Below are 19411 nucleotides of genomic sequence, written 5' to 3'. Positions count from 1 at the left end.
AAAGGCTACTCGGCGGCATCCACTTCAAAATTCGCCGGGCTAACGGCGTCGAGTGCCTTTTCAACCACTTCCAGTCCAGCGCCGGGCTTGATGGCTTCCACAGTCAGAATGCGGCGCCAGGAACGCGCACCCGGCCTGCCATGGAACAGTCCGAGCATATGCCGGGTCATGTGCGCCAGTTTCACGCCTTTTGACAACTGATCTTCCAGATAGGTCATATGACCGCGCACCGCATCCCATGGCGACATGGTCTCGGTTTCTGCGCCATAAAGGCGGGCGTCGACTTCGCCCAAGATTTCCGGTGAATGATACGCGGACCGGCCATACATAAGGCCATCCAGCGTTTTGAGATAAGGCTCGCCCTGGTCGAGGGTATCGAGGCCGCCGTTGAGCCCGATGAACTTGTCCGGAAGGCGCTGTTTCAAGCGTACCACCCGGTCGTAATCGAGCGGCGGAACATCCCGGTTTTCCTTCGGGCTCAAGCCTTGAAGCCAGGCCTTGCGGGCATGCACCCAAAGCGCGTCAGATCCGGCGGCGAAGGTCAGATCGGCAACGGCATCAAGCGCCGGCTCCGGGTCCTGATCATCAACGCCAATCCGGCATTTGACGGTTACCGGAATTGTGACCACAGCTTTCATCGCTGAAACACAGTCCGCAACAAGCTGCGGCTCTTCCATCAAGCACGCGCCAAACCGCCCGGACTGAACCCGGTCGGACGGACACCCGACATTGATGTTGACCTCGTCATAGCCGAAGTCTTCCACGATCTTTGCCGCTTCTGCCATTGCTTGCGGATCAGACCCGCCAAGCTGGCACGCAACCGGATGCTCCAGATCGGAAAACCCCAAAATATGCTCCCGGTCACCATGAATCACCGCGCCGGTCGTGACCATTTCGGTGTACAGCAGCGCATACGCCGACAAATGCCGGTGGAATGCGCGGCAATGGCGGTCAGTCCACTCCATCATTGGTGCGACTGCGAAGCGCGGCTGATGGGCGGTGTAAAGGCGATCACGGGTTGTCATGGCGCCTCCATATCACTTGGCCGCCTTGAACGCAAAATAGCGAATTCTGCGGATGTCTTGCGCGAATTTGGATCAAGCCCGGCGCTCGTTCCGCCGGTTGGCTCACCCTTGGGCTGTGGGATGACCGACCCCTTCAACTGACACAATCCTAGGCTACGACAAATATGTATTTTTTCAATAACTTACAAATTTCTGATCCATCAGAACATATCAGGCCATCTGCTACATTCGGCTTGCCGTTGACAAGCTTCGGTGATCTATTGGAGCTCTTTTTTGGAGTATTTCATGAGTTCGGCAGCCTATAAACCACGGTCCAATGCCCGGTCCGGTATCATCCTGATATGCGCCGGGGTCATTTGTCTTTGCATCAGCGACGCGATCGCCAAGGCCTTGTCCGCCAATTACCCCGTCTTGCAGATCCTCTTCCTGAGGAACCTGATCGCTCTGCCTATTGTTGTGGCCCTGATTTGGAAGCTGGCGGGGCCTTCCGCGTTAAAATCGCACAAACCGATCGCTCATCTGGTCCGCGGCGGTGTCTGGGTGCTGGCGGCCATGACGTTTTTCACCAGCTTCCGCTATCTGGGACTGGCCGAAGCGACGACCCTGGTGTTCATCGCGCCCATTTTCATCACGGCGATCTCGGCCTTGTTTTTGAACGAGCAAGTCGGCTGGCGCCGTTGGTCCGCCGTGATCGTCGGGTTTATCGGTGTCTTGGTCGTCGTCCGGCCAGGTGCAAGCGCTTTTCAGCCAGCCCTGCTTCTGCCGCTTGCAACGGCTTTTCTCTATGCCGTCTTGATGCTGAGCGCACGGCTGGTCGATGAGCGCGAAAGCGTCTGGACCTTGATGCTCTATCTGGTTGGCTCCGGCGGGCTGATCAGTGCGTTGACCATGCCGTTCCTATGGGTGCCGCCGCGGGCAGAAGATGCGCTTCTGTTTCTCGGCATTGCAGCTTTCGGAACGGCGGGTGTAACGATGCTCACCCAGGCCTTTCGCGTTGCCCCCGCGTCCACGATCGCGCCGTTTGAATACACGTCGCTATTGTGGGCGACCTTGCTTGGCTGGATGTTTTGGCGGGAGATCCCGGATACCTGGACCTATATCGGCGCGGCGATCATCATCGCCAGCGGGATCTTCATCGTGCTGCGCGAAACAAAACGAAATCCTGATTGCGAAGCCTAAGACTTCATACCCCGAACGCGCAATAAGATCCCAAACCACTGTTCGCCGCGTCGTGGTTGGCATTGACCTGGGTCAACCCGGCAACCCTGAAGTACGGCTATCTTGTATGCGACTTCTTAGCTGGCTCAGTAAAATTCCAAAGCCAGAAAGCAAGATGTGGGCGGACGTCGGCTGACCAAGTCACCTTGGTGTTCCTTGTCAGCGTTTTCCTCAAGCACCGAATGGCACTCATTCAGGCGGAAGCGAGATGAAACCAAAGGACTTTATGAAAATCGAACGCGCTGCCAGCCTGAGCCGGTCCGAAGTCGGACGGCTGGGAACGGCGGTGCTGTTCATTGTTGCGGTCATGATCTTCACGGGAACCAAGTTTTCCGGCGTTGATCAGCTCTATCTTCTGGTCGCCGCGGCCGTCATTGGGGCCTACATGGCCATCAACATCGGAGCGAACGACGTTGCCAACAATGTCGGGCCAGCTGTCGGATCCTTCGCGATCAGTCTGACCGGAGCGATAATCATTGCTGCCATTTTCGAGGCTGCAGGGGCAATTATCGCTGGCGGCGACGTCGTGGCGACCGTCAAAAAGGGCATTATTGATCCTGCAAACGTCGCGGACCCTGACGTCTTTGTCTGGGTGATGATGGGAGCCCTGATGGGAGCCGCCCTTTGGCTCAATGCAGCAACCTGGTTGGGGGCCCCAGTCTCCACCACGCATTCCATCGTCGGCGGTGTTGCCGGAGCCGGGATCGCGGCTGCCGGTTGGGACATTGTCAACTGGGACTCAATGGCAAAGATCGCCTTCAGTTGGGTGGCCTCCCCAGTGACAGGCGGGTTGATTGCCGCGCTGTTCCTTTATTCCCTGAAACGCCTGGTCTTCTTCAAGGGCGACCCATTATCAGCAGCTCAAAAAGTCGTCCCGGCCATGATCGCGATCATGGCTTGGGCCTTTACCAGCTATATCGCCCTGAAGGGCATCAAAAAAATCGTCAAAATCGACTTCCCGACCGCAATCATGGCGGGGCTTGTCGTCGCTCTCCTTGCATACATCCTGGTGAAACCGATGATTGCCAGAGCTGTCCCGGCGCTGGAGAACACCCGGGAGGGTGTGAGCCGGTTGTTCACAATACCCTTGATCCTGTCCGCTGCTCTTTTGAGTTTCGCCCATGGAGCCAATGACGTTGCGAACGCGGTTGGACCGCTCGCCGGAATTGTGGATGTTCTGACCGCGGGTGATGGCGGTGCCAAAGTTGCCATTCCGCTTTGGGTTATGGTCATCGGCGCCCTGGGTATTTCCATAGGCCTTGCCCTCTTTGGTCCCAAACTGATCCGAACCGTTGGCACAGAGATCACGGAGCTGGACAGGTCCCGCGCCTTCTGTGTGGCTTTGGCCGCAGCAATCACGGTGATTATCGCCAGTCAACTGGGAATGCCGATCAGCTCCACCCACGTTGCGCTCGGAGCCGTGTTTGGGGTCGGGTTTTTAAGGGAGTTCCTGGAACAGCGGCTCGGGCGGGTCATTGAGGATGTCATGCAACATCACAAGGATGACCCGAATTTCGATCAGGTCGAGCAAGTCCTGATGCAATTTCAGAATGCGCCGAGCGACGACAAAAAACGGATCCTTGCACAACTGCGGAAGATGGGGTCTGAGGCTGTTATCGATGCCGCAGAGCGCAAGGTCTTGCAAAAGGCCCTGAAACGCCAGCTGGTGAAGCGGAGCGCCCTCTTGAAGATCGTTTCCGCCTGGATCATCACGGTTCCAGTCTCGGCGTTTCTCGCAGCATTGTTCTATTTTGTGCTGCGTGGGATGATGCTCCCCTAGGACACATTCCGCCATGATGAAGAAACTGACCCTTCCGGCGATATTGCTGGCTCTCAGCCTGGCGTTTTACGCGAGTTCTGACTTTCAGGAAATTGCGGCAGGTGTCGCGATTTTCATGTTCGGCATGCTGATGCTGGAAGACGGGTTCCGGCTGTTCAGCGGCGGGTTCCTTGAGAAGGCCCTTGCGCGAGCCACAGGCTCTGTTCCCAAAGCGCTTGGTTTTGGAATAGTCACAACGACAATCATGCAATCCAGCTCTCTGGTTTCCGTGATCACCATCTCCTTCTTGAGCGCCGGACTGATTACACTGATCGCAGGCATCGGAATCATCTTTGGCGCAAACATTGGTACAACGACCGGAGCGTGGCTGGTTGCAGGTTTCGGCCTCAAGGTCAAAATATCAGCCTTCGCTCTGCCAATGCTGGCCATCGCCATTATCCTGGTCTTCCAAAGCAACAAGTATATTCGTGGCGCGGGATTTGTTCTTGCCGGTCTTGGATTTCTGTTTCTGGGGATCCATCACATGAAGGTTGGATTTGAATCCTTCAAGGAACAATTCGACCTCACCCGTTTTGCACTGACCGGTGTCCTGGGCTTGATAACCTATACGGCGATCGGAGCTGCGGCCACGGTTGTCATGCAATCAAGCCATGCCACCATGGTGCTGATTATTACCGCCCTTGCCGCCGGGCAGATTACCTACGAGAACGCGCTGGCTCTGGCGATTGGAGCCAACGTTGGCACCACGATTACGGCAATCATTGGCTCGTTGACCTCAAACTATCAGGGCAAACGGCTGGCCCTTGCGCATGTCATCTTCAATCTGGTGACTGCCGGAATAGCATTGACCTTTATCGGCACTATTCGGGACAGCGTCGATTACGTAAGCGAGTATGTCGGGATAGCTGATACCGACTACGCCCTGAAACTTGCCGTCTTCCATACGATTTTCAACGTGTTGGGCGTTGTTGTCATGCTGCCCCTGATACGTCCGCTCATCCGATTATTGGAACACGTCTTCGTAGCGCCCAGGGAGGACACCAGCCGCCCCAGATACCTGTCCAAGGCAGTGGATGAATTTCCGGCGACAATAAGAATCGCCATGCAACAAGAAGTGGCTCACCTCTACGACAACGCGGTCGAACTGATCGCGCATGGTCTCAATCTTCACCGGCATGAATTGTTTCAAACATCGGACATTGCAGCACTGGTGGACCAGAGCAAAACCCCCATGGAGTTCGATATCGACGAGCGATACGAACAACGTATCAAGGTGCTGTATTCGGAAATTGTTGAGTTTGCGACGCGCGTGGGCGCTCAGGACCTGCCGGCAGACGTTATGGAAGACGTTTATCAACTGCGCGATGCAGCCGGTAGAATAGTCCGGACCGTAAAGGCGATAAAGCACCTCCGGCGGAACGCAACAAACTACACCGGGCATCATCAAGGTGTCATAACAAACCTTTATAATGATCTCAGGGTTCAGATTGCCCGCATTCTGGTCGAGATCCGTCTATTGGACATGGCTCAACCGGAAGAGCGGAGCAGCTTGTGGTTGGATATGGACCGTATCCTTGTACAAACCGACGAGCGGGATACATACGCGACTGTGGAAGAACTACTCCGGACAAGAAAAATCAGCGCAGCGGCAGCCACGTCATTCTTGAATGACTCAAATTACGCGTACAACGCAATGCGGGATCTATTGGGAGCGGCTCGGACACTTCACATGGAAACCGAAACAGCGATGGCGGAGGTCGAACGTATCCTCTCTCTTGATGAGGACGAAATACTTGACCGTTCCTCGGCCGGGGACCACACTTCTCCCCTACGACAAAATACCAATCCTGTTGCCGAAGGCCACACAACCATTCAAGACACGCGATCCCGGTGATTTCAAGATCTGCAGGGCGATCAGCAAAATGGATTCAGACCAATGGGATTAGGCAAAAGCATCGAAAAGCTCAACGATTACTACGACCGGCTGGAACAGGGTAAAGCTGAGAAAATCAAAGCTGCCCATGTTGAGAAGGTGATTGCCAAGCTGGAAAACAAAAAGAAGGCCCTGAAGACCGACCTTGCCGAAAGCTCCAAGGAAAACAAGAAGAAGCGTCTGACGAGCAAACTGTCTACAGTTTCAGAACAATTGGAACGAGCCCGTTGGCTGCTCAAAAAAGTCCAATGACTGGTTTCCGAACAAGCCAAGAGCGCAGGAACTTGGTGCCGGTGGTTCGTCTACCAAAAGAAAAGGCCGGGATTGCACCCGGCCTCAAACTATTTAGACACGCTGCGTAAAGGTCGCTTCCTTGACCAGGGTCGCATAGTCCTTGGCGAGATCGAGGAACGTGTTGTAGCTCTTTTGAACTTCCGCAAAACGCGGGTTCGCTTCAGCGTTTTCGGCCATGACTTCCGCGACAGCAGTCTTGAGCGCAGCGATCACATCATCCGGGAAGGCACCAAAGGTAACCCCGTCTTCCTGCAGGCTCTTCAAGGACAGCGCGTTGTAATAATCGAATTGCGCGGTCGTCTCGACGGAAGCCGCAGCGGCGGCATTCTCAATCACTGCCTGAAGATGTGCCGGAAGACTGTCATAAGCTTCTTTGTTGACGACAATCTCAAGGGCCGCGGACGGCTCGTGGAACGCCGGGACATAGCAGTATTTGGCAACTTTCTGCAGGCCGAACGCCTGGTCGAGCAGCGGGCCAACCCATTCAGCTGCATCAATCGCACCGGACTGGAAGGACGGGAAAATTTCCGGAGGCGGCAGGAGAACCGCATTGACGCCAATCTTGCGCATGGCTTCTCCTCCAAGACCCGCAATCCGCATGTTCAAACCGGCAAGGTCTTCAAGGCTATTGACCGGGTTCTTGAACCAGCCAGCTGCCTGGACACCGGAACTGCCGGAGTAGAAAGGCTTGAGGCCACGCTCGGCGTAGATCTCGTCCCAAAGCTGCTGGCCGCCGCCGTACTGAAGCCAGGCTGTCGTTTCAACCGCCGTCATGCCAAACGGCACGGCAGAAAAGAAGTGAAGGGCCGAGTTCTTGGAAGCCGCATAATACGGCGTGGAGTGGCCGATCTCGGCCGTACCCTGCTCCACAGCATCTTCAACGCCAAAGGGCGGTACCAGTTCGCCGCCAGAGAAGACTTTCAGCGTCAACTGACCATCCGACATAGCGTTGACGCGGGCGGCGAACGTCGTGGCATTGGTGCCGACACCCGGCGCCTTCGCCGGAAACGACGTTGGCATTTTCCACTCGATCTTGCCCTGCGCGATCGCTGGTGCTGCAAGCATTGTGGCCGGTGCCGCAACGGCCCCAACCTTTAGGAAATCACGTCTTTTCATGGAAAGTCTCCCTCAGATGATTTCTATTTAAACAAGACGTCCGGCAGCCAGGTGGCCAGAGCCGGAACAGCGGCCACCAGGGCCAGAGCAAACAACTGCAAACCGACGAACGGAAGGACTGAAACATAAATGTCCCGTGTCCGGATCGTATCGGGCGCAACCGATCTGAAATAGAACAAGGCAAAGCCGAAGGGCGGCGTCAAGAACGATGTTTGCAAGTTGAGCGCGATCAGAACGGCGAACCAGACCGGACTGATGTCCGTCTGCAGGATGATTGGCCCAACAATCGGCACAACAATGAAAATGATCTCGACGAACTCCAGTATGAAACCGAGCAGGAAGATCACGAGCATCGTGAGGAGCAGCATGCCATAAGCGCCGCCCGGCAGAGATTGCAGCAATTCGGAGACATGTTCGTCGCCGTTAAAGCCGCGGAACACCAGGGAGAGGATACTTGCGGCAATCACGATACCGAAAATCATGCCGGTGATGATGACTGTCTCGCTGAGGGCGGAGCCCAAGACATCGCGGCGGGGCAAAGCCATCACGACCGCGGCAAGCAGCGCGCCGAGCACAACAACCGCCCCGACTGCGGTCAGTGTTGGAAGCGTCCAGGCGATCTTGCCGCCGGCAAACTCAAGACCGAACAGTCCGTTTTGCCGAAGGATCAGGAGTAAAACTGCGAGAGCTGCACAGGCACATGCCGTCCAAAACGCACGCGCGCCCTGCCCGGCCGCTGCAATCACCAGTGCACCGGCAACGCCGACGCCGGCCGCCTCCGTCGGTGTTGCAACCCCGATCAGAATGCTGCCCAGCACAGCAATGATGAGACCGAGTGTCGGCGCGATGTTCTTCAAAAGCTCCGAAAGCGAGGATTTCGGTGAACCTGCAGTCTCTTCGGTCTCCGACTCTTTGCCGCGCAGATTGAAGAACACGTAGCCTGAATACAGTGCCACAAGCAGAAGACCCGGCAACAGGGCACCTGCAAAGAGATCACCAACGGTGACCGGGTCAGGCGCAAAATTGCCAGCTTCCTGTTGTGCTTCGAAATAGGCGTTGGAGATCTGATCTCCGAGCAAAATCAGAACGATTGACGGCGGGATGATCTGCCCAAGCGTACCGCTGGCGCAAATCAGGCCGCTGCTCATATGTTTGTTGATCCCTGCCTTCAACAACGCGGGCAGCGTGATCGTGCCGAGCATGACAATGGTCGCACCAATGATACCCGTCGAGGCCGCGATCAGCGCACTGACCAAAACAACCGCCAGAGCGAGCGCGGACTGATTGCCACCAAGCGCAGCCGTCAGGCTTTTCAGCATTTTTTCCGCTTGCTGGGATTTCTCCAGCAACAGCCCCATCAACACGAACAATGGAACCGCAAGCAGGAGCGGATTGGTCATCACGCCAAACACACGCTGCGGCACGGCCTGGAAATAGCCGAGATCAAATTGTCCGGCAGATGCGGCGATTAAAGCAACGAGCGTCGGTGCACCCGCGATTGCCAATAGGACCGGAACGCCGGAAAGGATCCCGGCAAAGACGGCCAGAGCCAGAACAACAAGCCAGAGAAGATCGGGATTCATGAAACGCTCCGGCGAAAAGCGCCAACAAGTCTTGTGAGTACAATCAAAAGGATCAATGCGGGGAGGATAACGAGGCAGGTCTTAACGACAAAGAGGCCCGGGAGACCGCCGGTTTCCTGGGAGCCTTCCAGAATGAGCCAGGAGCTTTTGACAAGCGGATACGCCGCCCACAGCATCAGCCCAAAGACTGGAAGTGCGAACAGCAGATCTCCCGCCCGGTCAATGCTTTGGTTGACGCGTTCCGACCAGGTTTGGCGAAAAACGTCCACACGCACGTGACGGTCCCGGTCAAAGGTTACAGCGACGGACAGTGCAACAAGCGCCGCAAACGAATAACTCACAGCATCCTGGAGTTCGACAAAGCCGACACCAAGCAAATACCGCATCAGCACCATGGCCAGCTGGCCGGCAAAAACGATGACGGCGAGCCCCATGCACAGCCAGCGCACCGCTTGTAACAATGTCTGCATGAAAATTCCGAACTGCAACATGTGATTCCGACCATGTTGTAGCGGCTCAGCCTGTGATCCCGCAATAGCCCGTCCCTGTTATCGGCGGTACCAGCGCTTTCGCTTCTTGGTGATCGGTGAAACAAACCGAACAAATGCCAGCACTACATGCGCGCACGAAAAACGAAACATACAGATATTGTAAACGAACGTTCGTTCGTTTAAATAAGCGCAGGGCAACTGCCCATCCCAGCTTCATGCGTGCTGCAACAGATATGGAAACTTATCAAACTTTGAGGGCTTACGCCCTTTGCCCTGTCTTAACCGGAGCATCTGCTCCAAAACTCAGGCCTCATTCAACATGCGCTTCTTAAGATCAATTATCGTCACCTCAAGTTTTTTCGCCGGTTTGGTCCTTGGCAGCCTGTCGGGCGCCCATGCGGCTTTCCCCCTTACCTATCAAATTGAACTCGATGGAAAACCGGTCGGCCAAATCGTTCATGAATACGTTCAGCAGCCAAATGGCGGTCACGGATTGAAACTGTCCACTCAGATCGAAACAAAATCATTCTTCAGCAAGGTACGCATCAACAGCGTTCTGGAAGAAACAATTTCCGCTGACGGATATCTTGATGCAGCCTCCAACAGGCTGGTTGAGAACAAGAAAACCTATTGGACAAAGATTCAGCGATCTGGCAGCAGCTATCTGGCATTTACAGCCGAGATGAAGACACCGGAACAGCTTGAAACCGAGGAGCTTGCAGGCCTGGCAAAGGAGGTCATTGCGACGGTTGTTCCGTATGCCGGAGATGCGATGACTGTTGCCGGCATTCTCCTGTCAGACAAGCGGGACGCTCCGCAACATAAACGCCTGACAACTGACCATTTTGATACATCACTGATCGGCCTGCCGCTCTATTGGCAGTCGAACGGTTATGATCTGCCAAGCTCCCTGACGATCATCGACACGGAGGAGATGTCCGTGTTCAAGGCGAAGGTCAAGGATCTCGGCGATACGCAAACCACGGTCGCAGGGAAAAACCTGACTGTCCGGCATATCCAACTTGATGTTGCCAATGCAAAACCGATGGAGGTCTGGATCGTGCGGCCCAAAACAGGTCCAGCCCATTTCTTCCAGATCTCAGGAGTGAGCGATGGTGCCAAATTCAAGGTGTCCCTGACCGACACGTACTAGCAAATCAGACCTCCAGTTGAGACCACGTCGAACGCGTGGTCTCAGTCTCAGCAATCAGTGAATTTGCCGCATCTCATTGAACCGTCGCGCCTTGCCGCAGCGCAGCAAGTGCGCTAGGTCGGGGCCGTCCTTTCGCTTTCAGACTGGATATCGGGCCGGCCCACCTCCTCCCGGGCGCTGCACCTCCTACCGGTTTGAAGGCAAATTCAAAATCCATTTCCTGGAGTCTATAAATGCTCGGCAAAAAAGTTCCTTTTGTCACCTTCCGCACCCGTGTCCGCGACGAGTCCATCGAAGGCCCGAACCCGTTTCGGTGGGACGACAAGACAAGCGATGACTACTTCAAAGGCAAGAAGGTCGTGCTGTTCTCCCTTCCGGGTGCTTTCACCCCCACCTGCTCCACCTATCAGCTGCCGGACTTTGAAAAACTGTTCGATGACTTCAAGGCCGAAGGTGTCGACGAAATCTACTGCATCTCCGTGAACGATGCCTTTGTCATGAACGCGTGGGCAAAGGCTCAGGGCATCGACAAGGTCAAAGTCATTCCGGACGGCTCTGGTGAATTCACACGCAAGATGGGCATGCTGGTTGCCAAGGACAATCTTGGATTTGGCATGCGGTCCTGGCGCTATGGCGCGGTCGTCACCGACGGCATTGTTGAGCAGTGGTTCGAAGAAGAAGGCTTCTCTGACAACTGCGAAACCGACCCATATGGTGTTTCATCTCCGCAAAACATTCTGGAGAGCCTCAAGGCATCCAAAGCAAAAGCTGCTTAAACTGCAGCCTTTTGGATCAAGCCCCGGCGCGGACTGCTCCGGGGCTTTTTTGTTTCCGGCAAAGCTTCAAAGAACATCGGCGCAGCCGGCAACAGTGTCCCCAGGCACAATCGCAACGCTGCCGGCGGCCAATCCATCTACGATAGCATTCACCTGGTCTTCGACATCGGAAACCAGAGCCCTGTTGTGCTCGTCAACTGCCCAGCCGACGCCTTTGTCACGGGTTGTCATTACTGCCAGACCCGGCTTCCAGGTGCCGTCGACCACAGCTTTCCAAGTTGCGTAGGCCGCTTCATCAACCCGTTTCAGGGCACTGGTCAAAACCGTGCCTGGCAAAAAGCCATTCTGGTTGGCATCCACCATGATCACATGTCCGGAGTGTTCCTTAGCGGCGCGCGCAACGCCCTCCGCCGCCATCCCGGCTGGCGCGAAGATCACGTCGGCCCCATCTGCAAACATCTTGTTTGCGGTCGCCTCACCTCCCTGAATGTCACGGAAGGCATACATGTCCTGGCCCACGAACGAGGACAATACACTGACATCGGAATTGGCATGTTTTGCCCCAGCCTCAAACCCGCACATGAATCGGCGCACCGGTGGGATATCCATGCCCCCAATGGTGCCAACCGTTCCTGTTTGTGTCTTCAATCCAGCAACATAGCCCGCAAGAAACCCACTCTCATCATCCGCGAAAAGAATTGACCGTACATTGGGAAGGTCACTGATGACCCCGTCAATGCTTGTAAACTCGGTGTCCGGAAATTCCGCAGCAAGCGCTCGCACCATTTCCGAGGCTTCAAAGCCAAGCGTAAGAATATGAGTGACGCCAGATTTTGCGAACCGGCGCATGACATTCAATGTCTCGTCCGGATCCGTGCTGATCCATTCCCTTATTTCAAGTCCAAACTCAGCCGCGGCCCGCTCAGACCCGATTGCTGCGAGTTCGTTGAAGGAACCATCCATCTTAGCATTCGTAAAAATAACAGCACCAACAGTCTCGGCGCGCGCGGGTACAATCCCGTAAAAAACGAGAAAAATAGAAACGGCAATCAGTTTCAATAACGTAATCTTCTGCATTCTCGCCTTTCTTCCGGCGATGATTGCTTGTGTTTCTCCTAAATGAAAAGGCAATCAACGCGACCAAACCGAAGCCTGCCAATACCGGACTTGTCGGGCAACTGAAAAATACAATTGAAATTTGAATTATTACCTAAGGTCAGAAAATAGACCACTCAGGAGACGAGTAAGGCACGCTCGATCGCGCCTTGCAAAGACAAAACGGCCGCCGGATCGCAGCCGTTTTGACCCGGTGTTTTGTTTTCGGCGCGCAGCGGCCGTCAGAGACACGGCTTTTTGCTTTTAGTCCGGATTGAGACCCCGGCGCCGTTCGTCTTCAGAGCGCAACTCAAGCCACATTGCATTCAATATCGCCAGACAGCAGGCGAGCGGCATTCCCAGGATCCAGGCAAAGTACCACATGAGATTTCGTCTCCGTCTCTGCGTGCCTCAGTAGGCCGTGTGGTTGTCGCGTTCGATGGTTTCTTCATCAATCTTGCCCCACAGCACCTTGTAGACCCAGGCCGTGTAAACCAGGATGATCGGCAGGAAGATGACGACCGCCACGAGCATGTTGAAGAGCGTACGATGTGTCGAAGAGGCGTCCCAAACAGTCAAGCTCGCCTCCGGCTGCACCGAGGACGGCAAAATGAAGGGGAACATCGAAACACCGACGGTAGCAATAATCCCGAATACAGCCATCTTCGAGAACGCGAAAATCGGCATCTCGAAGCGCGTCTGCAGCAAAACAAGCGTGCCGAGCATCCCCAGGAATCCCATAATCGGAGCGAGCCAAAGCACCGGATAAACCGTATAGTTCTGCATCCAGGCTCCGCCTTCAACAACCGCCTGTTTGGCGAGCGGGTTGGCTTGCATGTTCGGATCAACCTCTGATGTGATCCGAAAACCCTCTACATAACCAGTTGCAACCAGATATCCGCCAACGCCGAACAGAAGGATCCCGCCGAGAGCTGCAAAGGTGCCGGCCTTTCTGGCCCGTGCAGCAATCTCCCCGGTCGCCCGCATCACAAGCCAAACCGCCCCATGCATCACGAGCATGGTGACCGACAAAAGTCCGCACAGAAGCGTAAATGGCGAGAACAGACCGAAGAACGAGCCGTCATAAGTCATGCGAAGTTCATTATCGAGCCGGAATGGCACCCCAAGAAGGACGTTGCCGACCGCAACACCAAACACCAGCGCAGGCACAAAAGAGCCGGTGAAGAGTGCCCAGTCCCAAGCGCTGCGCCAATTAGGGTCAGGCCGTTTGGAGCGATACTTAAAGGCCACTGGCCTCAGGATCATGGCCGCCAGGACCACGAACATGGCCAGGTAAAAACCGGAAAAGCTGATCGCGTAAAGCGGCGGCCAGGCGGCAAAAATCGCACCGCCCCCCAAGATGAACCAGACCTGATTGCCCTCCCAGGTGGCACCAATCGTGTTGATCACAACGCGCCGCTCGATATCGGTTTCGGCGATGAACGGCAGCAGCGTTCCCACGCCCATATCGAAACCGTCGGTCACGGCAAAACCGATCAGTAGAATGCCGAGCAGCAGCCACCAGATCACTTTCAGGGTCGAGTAATCGATGAGTTCGTAAAGGACCATGACCGTTTACTCCGCCGGAACTGCTGAAGCTGATGAGGGTGCTAAGATGGACGGCGGTGGTGTGGGAGCGATCTGTTCGCCATCCTCCGGTCCAATCTTGATGTATTTGATCATCAGCGCGATCTCGATGACCAGCAGCGTGCTGTAAAGTGCCACAAAACCGGCAAGCGTCAGTAGAACCGCAGGAACGGAAAGACTGGAAACCGCGGCAGACGTTGGCAGCATACTCTCGATGATCCAGGGTTGACGGCCATACTCGGCAACAAACCAGCCCATCTCGCATGCAATCCAGGGCAGCGGTATGGACCAGACCGCGACATGAAGGATCCAGCGCCGTTTTTCCATGAGCGTTTCCAGCCGGCCGGCAGAGGAATAGTAGAAGAACACGGCTGTCAGCAGGATGAAGAAGAAACCGCACGCCACCATGATCCGGAAGGCATAGAACATCGGCCAAACATTCGGCACCGTCGACCAGGCTGCCGCATCAACCTGCTCGGTCGTAGCTGCCATCGGGTTGTCGGTGTAGGGCAACAGGAGATAGGCATAGCCGAGAGACTGTGCGTTCTGGCGGAATGTTTCCCGCAACTCTTCGCTGGCCTCAGCCGGGTTCTCTCGAATTTTCTGCAACGCATCCCAAGCGACCGCGCCTTGCCGGATGCGATCTTTCGATCGCTCCACGAGCTCGTTGATGCCCGGGATCTCGGTATCGAGAGACCGTGTTGCGATGAGACCCATCACATACGGGACTTCAATCGCAAAGATGTTCTCCCGCGTTTCCATGTCGGGCCAGGCGACAACGTTGAACGCCGCCGGGGCCGGTTCCGTGTGCCACATGGCCTCGATCGTTGCGAGCTTCATCTTCTGGTTCAAGTTGGCTTCGTAGCCGCTCTCATCGCCCAGAACGACGACGGACAGTGCCGAGGCGAAGCCGAATGCCGAGGCGATTGCCATGGACCGTTTCGCGATCTGCAGATGCCGACCCTGCAGCATGTACCACGCGGAAATCCCGATCATGAACATTGCTGCGGTGACGTAACCGGCCGATACGGTGTGAACGAACTTGGCCTGGGCAACCGGGTTGAACAGGACTTCATAGAAGCTTGTGACTTCCATTCGCATCGTGTCGGGATTGAACTCGGCACCAACTGGATGCTGCATCCAGCCGTTCGCGATCAGGATCCAAAGCGCTGAAAAATTAGTTCCGAAAGCAACGGCCCAGGTCGCAGCGAGGTGCTGGCGCTTCGACAGTCTGTCCCAGCCGAAGAAGAACAAGCCGACAAAGGTCGCTTCAAGAAAGAATGCCATCAAGCCTTCGATGGCCAACGGCGCGCCGAACACATCCCCGACATACTGGCTGAAATAGGCCCAGTTCATGCCGAACTGGAACTCCATGGTCAGCCCCGTGGCGACCCCAAGCACGAAATTGATGCCGAACAGCGTTCCCCAGAACTTGACCATCCGTTTCCAGATTTCGCGGCCGGTCATGACATAGACCGTTTCCATGGTGGCAAGCAGGATCGAAAGCCCGATGGTCAGTGGCACGAACAAGAAGTGGTACATCGCAGTCATGGCAAACTGCAACCGCGACAGATCGACGACGTTGAGTTCCATCGGGTTCCCCTTTTAAGCCCGTGCGGCCTTAGCCTTTGACGAGATGGTGACCCAGGTGCATCTCAAGGTCAATGCACCCAAACTATATTGTAGGTCACCTAACTACATCAAAATGAATACGAAATTACAAACTCGAGATAATCTGAAGTCACTTTATTCCGCTGCAAGATCGGCTTTTCTCTGATTGAGAAACAAAACGCTGCCGGCCGATTCCAATTCGATCCGCTTGTGCGCGATCATGAGAACAGCAGCGCGCCCCCGGAACGAGAAGAACCGCTCAAGGACGTCTGTTGTCGTCGCCGTGTCCAATCCTTCCGTCATTTCATCCAGGATAAACAGGTCCGGATTTGTCAAAAACGCGCGTGCGAGAGCAATCCGCCGCTGTTCCCCACCCGACAGACCAAGCCCCCCCTCCCCGATGACCGTATCAAGTCCATCCGGGCTTTCAGAGATCCGCTGCGCGATGGCCGCTTGCGCCAGCGCGATCCAGAGTTCGGTATCGCTCGCAGACGGGTTCGCAATCCTGAGGTTCGCAGCGACCGTATCATTGAAGAGATGCGGCCGCTGGCTCAGAACCGTGACGCGTGAACGAAGCTCTGCTTCGGGCACATTAGCCAGATCCTGACCATTCAGAAGGATCCGACCCTTGCCTGGAACCAGCATTCTGGAGGCAAGTGCGGCAACGGTGCTCTTGCCGCATCCACTGCGCCCCGCAATTGCCAGCGTTTGTTTCTCTGAAAGTTCAAAGGACAGATTTTCCAGAACAGTGCGCTCTGCACCGGGATAGCCGAATGACACCGAGTCGAACTTTAGAATTGAACCAGTGACTGGCTCTTCCTGGTTGTTGTCGTTTCTTTGGTGGACAACAGCTCTTTCGTCCGATTGAGACGGCGCCAGCAAAGTGTTTGTCCGGTCTGCCGCCAAAGCGATACGGGGCAGTTTTGCAAGCCCCGGCAGGATAGACCCGATGATCTCGGGAACGGCTATGGCTGCAAGGACAAGAGCAATGCCCAGGCCTGGAGAGATATCGTTCGCCATGACTGAAAGCGAAACCGCCACCAGCATCAGGGCCACAAACATCTGTCCGAGCGCGGCCGAAAACCCGGTCAAGCGTACCGCCCGGCGATCTTCCAGATCTTCCGCTGCTCCTTGGCTGTCATCCGCCTGCCGAATGGTTTCAACAACCGGCTCCAGCCCACCAAACACCGCAAGATCCCGGCGCCCGGCAACCATGTCGGTAGCTCTCAAACGCATGGCTTCATTAGCCGCGTCCGCCCGGCGGGCAAGTTTCTTGTCGGCACTGCGAACTGCATAGACTGCGAGCCCGAACCAGCCGCTGAGACAAACCGCGCCAGCGGCAAATACGATTGCCGGCATGGACAACCAGATCGTAAGTGCCGCGAGCGAGACCGTCGAAATTACCGCAGAAGGAACAACCAAACGGAGATAAACACCGTCCAGTGCGGAAATGTCGATGGTCAGGCGGTTCAACAACAGGCCAGATCGCTGTCCGGACAGCGACTTCGACGCCATTGCTGCAAAGAGCTTTGTGCGCAGATCCGCGAGATACCGGAATGTTGCGTCATGGGTCAGCATCCGTTCGCCATACCGGCCGACCGTTCGCAAGATCGCCAAAGCCCGGATCATGGCGCTCGGGGCAAAGATGTTCAAAAACACACCGGTCGCCCCGGCAATACCGGCAGCCGTGATGAACCAGCCCGCCACACCCAACAGCAACAGGCCGGAGATTGCCGGAACCAGCGCAGCTGCAATCCCGAGACAAAAGGATAGTCGATTGTGCCGAAAGTGGCGGGAGACAAAGCTCAGAACAGCGTTCATCCGGCTGTCTCCAAAATCTTCGCTCCTGCCAAACGAGCAAGATCAATCTTTTGTCCAGGAAGAGCCAGAATGGCCGGATTGTGGGTTGCAATGACCGCCGTCCGGCCGGCGCACAGCTTTTGCAGCCCGGAGATCACATCGGCGGCGGTTTCATCATCAAGCCCTGCCGTCGGTTCATCTGCCAGAAGGAGCTTGGCCGATCTGCGCACGGCAGCCCTTGCGAGCGCAATCCGCCGGATCTCGCCAACAGAGAGGCCAAAACCATCCTCGCCCAGCTGTGTGCCAAGTCCGCGCGGCAACCCGCGGACCAGTCCCTCCGCACCGGCAAGCCGTAGCGCGGCCCAGAGATCATCGTCACTTCCGGTTTCGCCAGGCCCCGCGCCCCGCATCAAGTTGGCTTTGATCGAGCCATGAAACAAGCGCGGAGACTGACCGAGCCACATGGCGCTCTGCCGCAATTCCTTGGCCATTGCTGATGTCAGCGCCTGCCCGTCAACCGTTACGGCACCGTCTGCTGGTGTGTGGAAACCCAGGATACAGTCGATCAGCGTTGTCTTGCCGCTGCCGCTCGGACCAAACAACAGAAGCGCCTGGCCAGACGGGATATCCAGTGTGAGACCATCATAGACGGACCGCTCGCCGAACCGGATCGAAACGTCTTCAAACCGGATAGTTGGTACGCCGCCTCCGACAGGAAACGTGACCGCTTCGCTCTTTTCGGCACTGCTTGGCTTGGGTGCCGGAAAGCTGTCTTCAAGACTGGCAAGGCTCTCCAGAGCTGCCAAACCTGCTGCCCGGTCATGGTAGGCGGCCGCAAATCCGCGCAAGGGCGCAAAAAACTCCGGTGCCAGTAACAGGACAAACAGCCCTCCGCCGTAGGTCAAAGGCGATCCCCAAGTTCCGATGGAGATGTCTCCAAGGAGGGAAAAACCGATATAAACGGCAGCAAAAGCAATCCCGAGCGCCGAGAACAGCTCCAACACGGTCGAAGACAGAAATGCAATCTTCAGGACTTTCATTGTGCCAGACCGGAACCGCTCGCCAGCGTCATTGACACTTTGCAACGTGCGATCCAGTGCACCGAAGAGAGTGAGCGTTTCCAGCCCTCTGATCCGGTCCAGCAATGTCCCACTTAGTCGTGTCAGTTCGTTCTGCTGGTGTGCACTGGCTTTTTTGGCCCGCATGCCAATCAGGGCCATGAAGACCGGGATCAACGGGCCGCAGATCAGCAGAATGAGAGAGGCAATCCAGCTGACGGGCAGTACCGCTACTACAATGACCAGCGGAACGACCTTCACCCGCATCATTTGCGGCACATAGTTTTGGTAGTAAGGACCAAGAAGATCAACTTGTTCGGTCAGATGGGCAGCAAAGGCGCCTGAAGATGGGAATGCCGCTGCTGGCGAAACTTCAACGGCTGCTTTAAGCAACCGGGTTCGCGCCGCACTTTGCACACTGCGAGCAGAACGGCGTGCCGCATTCATACCCCTCGTTTGCAAAACCATTCGAACAAGCGCCAGCGCTATGACGCCGAAACCGGCGGCAAGAACCGGAACAGAGCTCTCAAGGGAGACATCTACGCTTGCTGGATCCAAAAAGGGCTGAAGCAAGAGAGCAGCTGCAAACGCGATCAGTCCGGCCTGGGCAATCCAAATGAGATCGGCAAATGCCAACAGCAATCCGGCACGCCGCAGAGCCTTCGCGCAGGCGTCATCCGGCACGCCGATCGGCCCATCAGCCGCATCGGCAGTCGTCACGCTCGCGCCCGGTTTTCTTGCCCGTTTGGTATTCCCTTTTGTCATGGACTGCTTATCGCCGCGCTCCCCCCGCGATGTCACTGAGGCTTTTTGCCCCTTTGTCTTGTTTCAACGACTCTTACACGCGGTTTTTCAAAATTTCCATCTAGCCCAAGGTTTGAGCGCGGATTT

16 protein-coding genes are annotated in these 19411 nt (G+C 55.9%); 6 read left to right on the top strand and 10 right to left on the bottom strand.

The genetic code is table 11. The annotated features are described in order from the left end of the window. Nucleotides 1–5: 5 nt before the first annotated feature. On the bottom strand, nucleotides 6–1025 hold the full coding sequence (gene dusA / locus AC0J4F_RS15515) for a tRNA dihydrouridine(20/20a) synthase DusA (protein ID WP_473023948.1): 1020 nt from the start codon (nucleotides 1023–1025) through the stop codon (nucleotides 6–8). A gap of 285 nt (nucleotides 1026–1310) precedes the next feature. Here dusA and AC0J4F_RS15510 point away from each other — a divergent pair, with 285 nt between their 5' ends. The 4 genes from AC0J4F_RS15510 to AC0J4F_RS15495 all read left to right on the top strand — a co-directional run bounded on the left by AC0J4F_RS15510 (nucleotide 1311) and on the right by AC0J4F_RS15495 (nucleotide 6208). Then, the gene (locus tag AC0J4F_RS15510) at nucleotides 1311–2204 is read left to right on the top strand and encodes a DMT family transporter (protein WP_473023947.1); all 894 of its coding nucleotides are present in this window, start codon (nucleotides 1311–1313) and stop codon (nucleotides 2202–2204) included. A gap of 247 nt (nucleotides 2205–2451) precedes the next feature. Further along, nucleotides 2452–4023 (top strand): inorganic phosphate transporter, encoded by a 1572-nt coding sequence (locus tag AC0J4F_RS15505; RefSeq protein WP_473023946.1) that lies wholly within the window; start codon nucleotides 2452–2454, stop codon nucleotides 4021–4023. Nucleotides 4024–4036: 13 nt separating this feature from the next. Next, entirely contained in the window at nucleotides 4037–5917 is a 1881-nt protein-coding gene (locus AC0J4F_RS15500) for a Na/Pi cotransporter family protein (protein WP_473023945.1), read from the top strand. A gap of 42 nt (nucleotides 5918–5959) precedes the next feature. Beyond that, on the top strand, nucleotides 5960–6208 hold the full coding sequence (locus AC0J4F_RS15495; protein WP_133947010.1) for a hypothetical protein: 249 nt from the start codon (nucleotides 5960–5962) through the stop codon (nucleotides 6206–6208). A 93-nt stretch (nucleotides 6209–6301) separates the two neighbouring features. Here AC0J4F_RS15495 and AC0J4F_RS15490 read toward each other — a convergent pair whose 3' ends face one another. From AC0J4F_RS15490 to AC0J4F_RS15480, 3 genes are read right to left on the bottom strand one after another with little or no spacing between them, the layout of a single operon-like run. Further along, nucleotides 6302–7366, bottom strand: coding sequence for a TRAP transporter substrate-binding protein (locus AC0J4F_RS15490; protein WP_473023944.1), 1065 nt, complete (start codon nucleotides 7364–7366; stop codon nucleotides 6302–6304). A 23-nt stretch (nucleotides 7367–7389) separates the two neighbouring features. Beyond that, nucleotides 7390–8949, bottom strand: a complete 1560-nt coding sequence (locus tag AC0J4F_RS15485; RefSeq protein WP_473023943.1) for a TRAP transporter large permease — start codon at nucleotides 8947–8949, stop codon at nucleotides 7390–7392. Continuing rightward, nucleotides 8946–9419: a TRAP transporter small permease subunit gene (locus AC0J4F_RS15480; RefSeq protein WP_473023942.1), complete on the bottom strand. Its 474-nt coding sequence runs from the start codon at nucleotides 9417–9419 to the stop codon at nucleotides 8946–8948. The genes AC0J4F_RS15485 and AC0J4F_RS15480 overlap by 4 nt, the downstream gene beginning before the upstream one ends. Nucleotides 9420–9759: 340 nt before the next feature. On the opposite strand from AC0J4F_RS15480, the gene AC0J4F_RS15475 reads away from it, so the two are divergent. Continuing rightward, the gene (locus tag AC0J4F_RS15475; RefSeq protein ID WP_473023941.1) at nucleotides 9760–10593 is read left to right on the top strand and encodes a hypothetical protein; all 834 of its coding nucleotides are present in this window, start codon (nucleotides 9760–9762) and stop codon (nucleotides 10591–10593) included. A 233-nt stretch (nucleotides 10594–10826) separates the two neighbouring features. Continuing rightward, the gene (locus AC0J4F_RS15470; protein WP_473023940.1) at nucleotides 10827–11369 is read left to right on the top strand and encodes a redoxin family protein; all 543 of its coding nucleotides are present in this window, start codon (nucleotides 10827–10829) and stop codon (nucleotides 11367–11369) included. A gap of 66 nt (nucleotides 11370–11435) precedes the next feature. Here AC0J4F_RS15470 and AC0J4F_RS15465 read toward each other — a convergent pair whose 3' ends face one another. The 6 genes from AC0J4F_RS15465 to cydD form a co-directional block, all read right to left on the bottom strand. Further along, on the bottom strand, nucleotides 11436–12446 hold the full coding sequence (locus AC0J4F_RS15465) for a BMP family lipoprotein (RefSeq protein WP_473023939.1): 1011 nt from the start codon (nucleotides 12444–12446) through the stop codon (nucleotides 11436–11438). A gap of 282 nt (nucleotides 12447–12728) precedes the next feature. Continuing rightward, entirely contained in the window at nucleotides 12729–12848 is a 120-nt protein-coding gene (gene cydX, locus AC0J4F_RS15460) for a cytochrome bd-I oxidase subunit CydX (protein ID WP_008196892.1), read from the bottom strand. Nucleotides 12849–12875: 27 nt separating this feature from the next. Further along, entirely contained in the window at nucleotides 12876–14033 is a 1158-nt protein-coding gene (cydB, locus tag AC0J4F_RS15455; protein WP_473023938.1) for a cytochrome d ubiquinol oxidase subunit II, read from the bottom strand. Between the two features lie 6 nt (nucleotides 14034–14039). Then, nucleotides 14040–15644 (bottom strand): cytochrome ubiquinol oxidase subunit I, encoded by a 1605-nt coding sequence (locus AC0J4F_RS15450; protein ID WP_473023937.1) that lies wholly within the window; start codon nucleotides 15642–15644, stop codon nucleotides 14040–14042. 153 nt (nucleotides 15645–15797) lie between these two features. Continuing rightward, nucleotides 15798–17483, bottom strand: a complete 1686-nt coding sequence (gene cydC, locus AC0J4F_RS15445) for a thiol reductant ABC exporter subunit CydC (RefSeq protein WP_473023936.1) — start codon at nucleotides 17481–17483, stop codon at nucleotides 15798–15800. Further along, the gene (cydD, locus tag AC0J4F_RS15440) at nucleotides 17480–19285 is read right to left on the bottom strand and encodes a thiol reductant ABC exporter subunit CydD (RefSeq protein ID WP_473023935.1); all 1806 of its coding nucleotides are present in this window, start codon (nucleotides 19283–19285) and stop codon (nucleotides 17480–17482) included. The genes cydC and cydD overlap by 4 nt, the downstream gene beginning before the upstream one ends. Nucleotides 19286–19411 lie beyond the last annotated feature (126 nt).

The organism is Roseibium sp. R5 (genome assembly GCF_055755305.1).
The sequence above is the reverse complement of the archived record's forward strand: the minus strand, read 5'-3'. Positions and strand labels throughout refer to the sequence as shown.

Bases quoted from the DNA above. Each gene is read 5' to 3' on its own strand.
- AC0J4F_RS15450 (WP_473023937.1), bottom strand. From the start codon at position 15,644: ATGGAACTCAACGTCGTCGATCTGTCGCGGTTGCAGTTTGCCATGACT.
- AC0J4F_RS15470 (WP_473023940.1), top strand. From the start codon at position 10,827: ATGCTCGGCAAAAAAGTTCCTTTTGTCACCTTCCGCACCCGTGTCCGC.
- AC0J4F_RS15480 (WP_473023942.1), bottom strand. From the start codon at position 9,419: ATGCAGACATTGTTACAAGCGGTGCGCTGGCTGTGCATGGGGCTCGCC.
- cydD (WP_473023935.1), bottom strand. From the start codon at position 19,285: ATGACAAAAGGGAATACCAAACGGGCAAGAAAACCGGGCGCGAGCGTG.
- AC0J4F_RS15505 (WP_473023946.1), top strand. From the start codon at position 2,452: ATGAAACCAAAGGACTTTATGAAAATCGAACGCGCTGCCAGCCTGAGC.
- AC0J4F_RS15490 (WP_473023944.1), bottom strand. From the start codon at position 7,366: ATGAAAAGACGTGATTTCCTAAAGGTTGGGGCCGTTGCGGCACCGGCC.
- AC0J4F_RS15475 (WP_473023941.1), top strand. From the start codon at position 9,760: ATGCGCTTCTTAAGATCAATTATCGTCACCTCAAGTTTTTTCGCCGGT.
- AC0J4F_RS15495 (WP_133947010.1), top strand. From the start codon at position 5,960: ATGGGATTAGGCAAAAGCATCGAAAAGCTCAACGATTACTACGACCGG.
- cydB (WP_473023938.1), bottom strand. From the start codon at position 14,033: ATGGTCCTTTACGAACTCATCGATTACTCGACCCTGAAAGTGATCTGG.
- cydC (WP_473023936.1), bottom strand. From the start codon at position 17,483: ATGAACGCTGTTCTGAGCTTTGTCTCCCGCCACTTTCGGCACAATCGA.
- AC0J4F_RS15485 (WP_473023943.1), bottom strand. From the start codon at position 8,949: ATGAATCCCGATCTTCTCTGGCTTGTTGTTCTGGCTCTGGCCGTCTTT.
- AC0J4F_RS15465 (WP_473023939.1), bottom strand. From the start codon at position 12,446: ATGCAGAAGATTACGTTATTGAAACTGATTGCCGTTTCTATTTTTCTC.
- cydX (WP_008196892.1), bottom strand. From the start codon at position 12,848: ATGTGGTACTTTGCCTGGATCCTGGGAATGCCGCTCGCCTGCTGTCTG.
- dusA (WP_473023948.1), bottom strand. From the start codon at position 1,025: ATGACAACCCGTGATCGCCTTTACACCGCCCATCAGCCGCGCTTCGCA.
- AC0J4F_RS15510 (WP_473023947.1), top strand. From the start codon at position 1,311: ATGAGTTCGGCAGCCTATAAACCACGGTCCAATGCCCGGTCCGGTATC.
- AC0J4F_RS15500 (WP_473023945.1), top strand. From the start codon at position 4,037: ATGATGAAGAAACTGACCCTTCCGGCGATATTGCTGGCTCTCAGCCTG.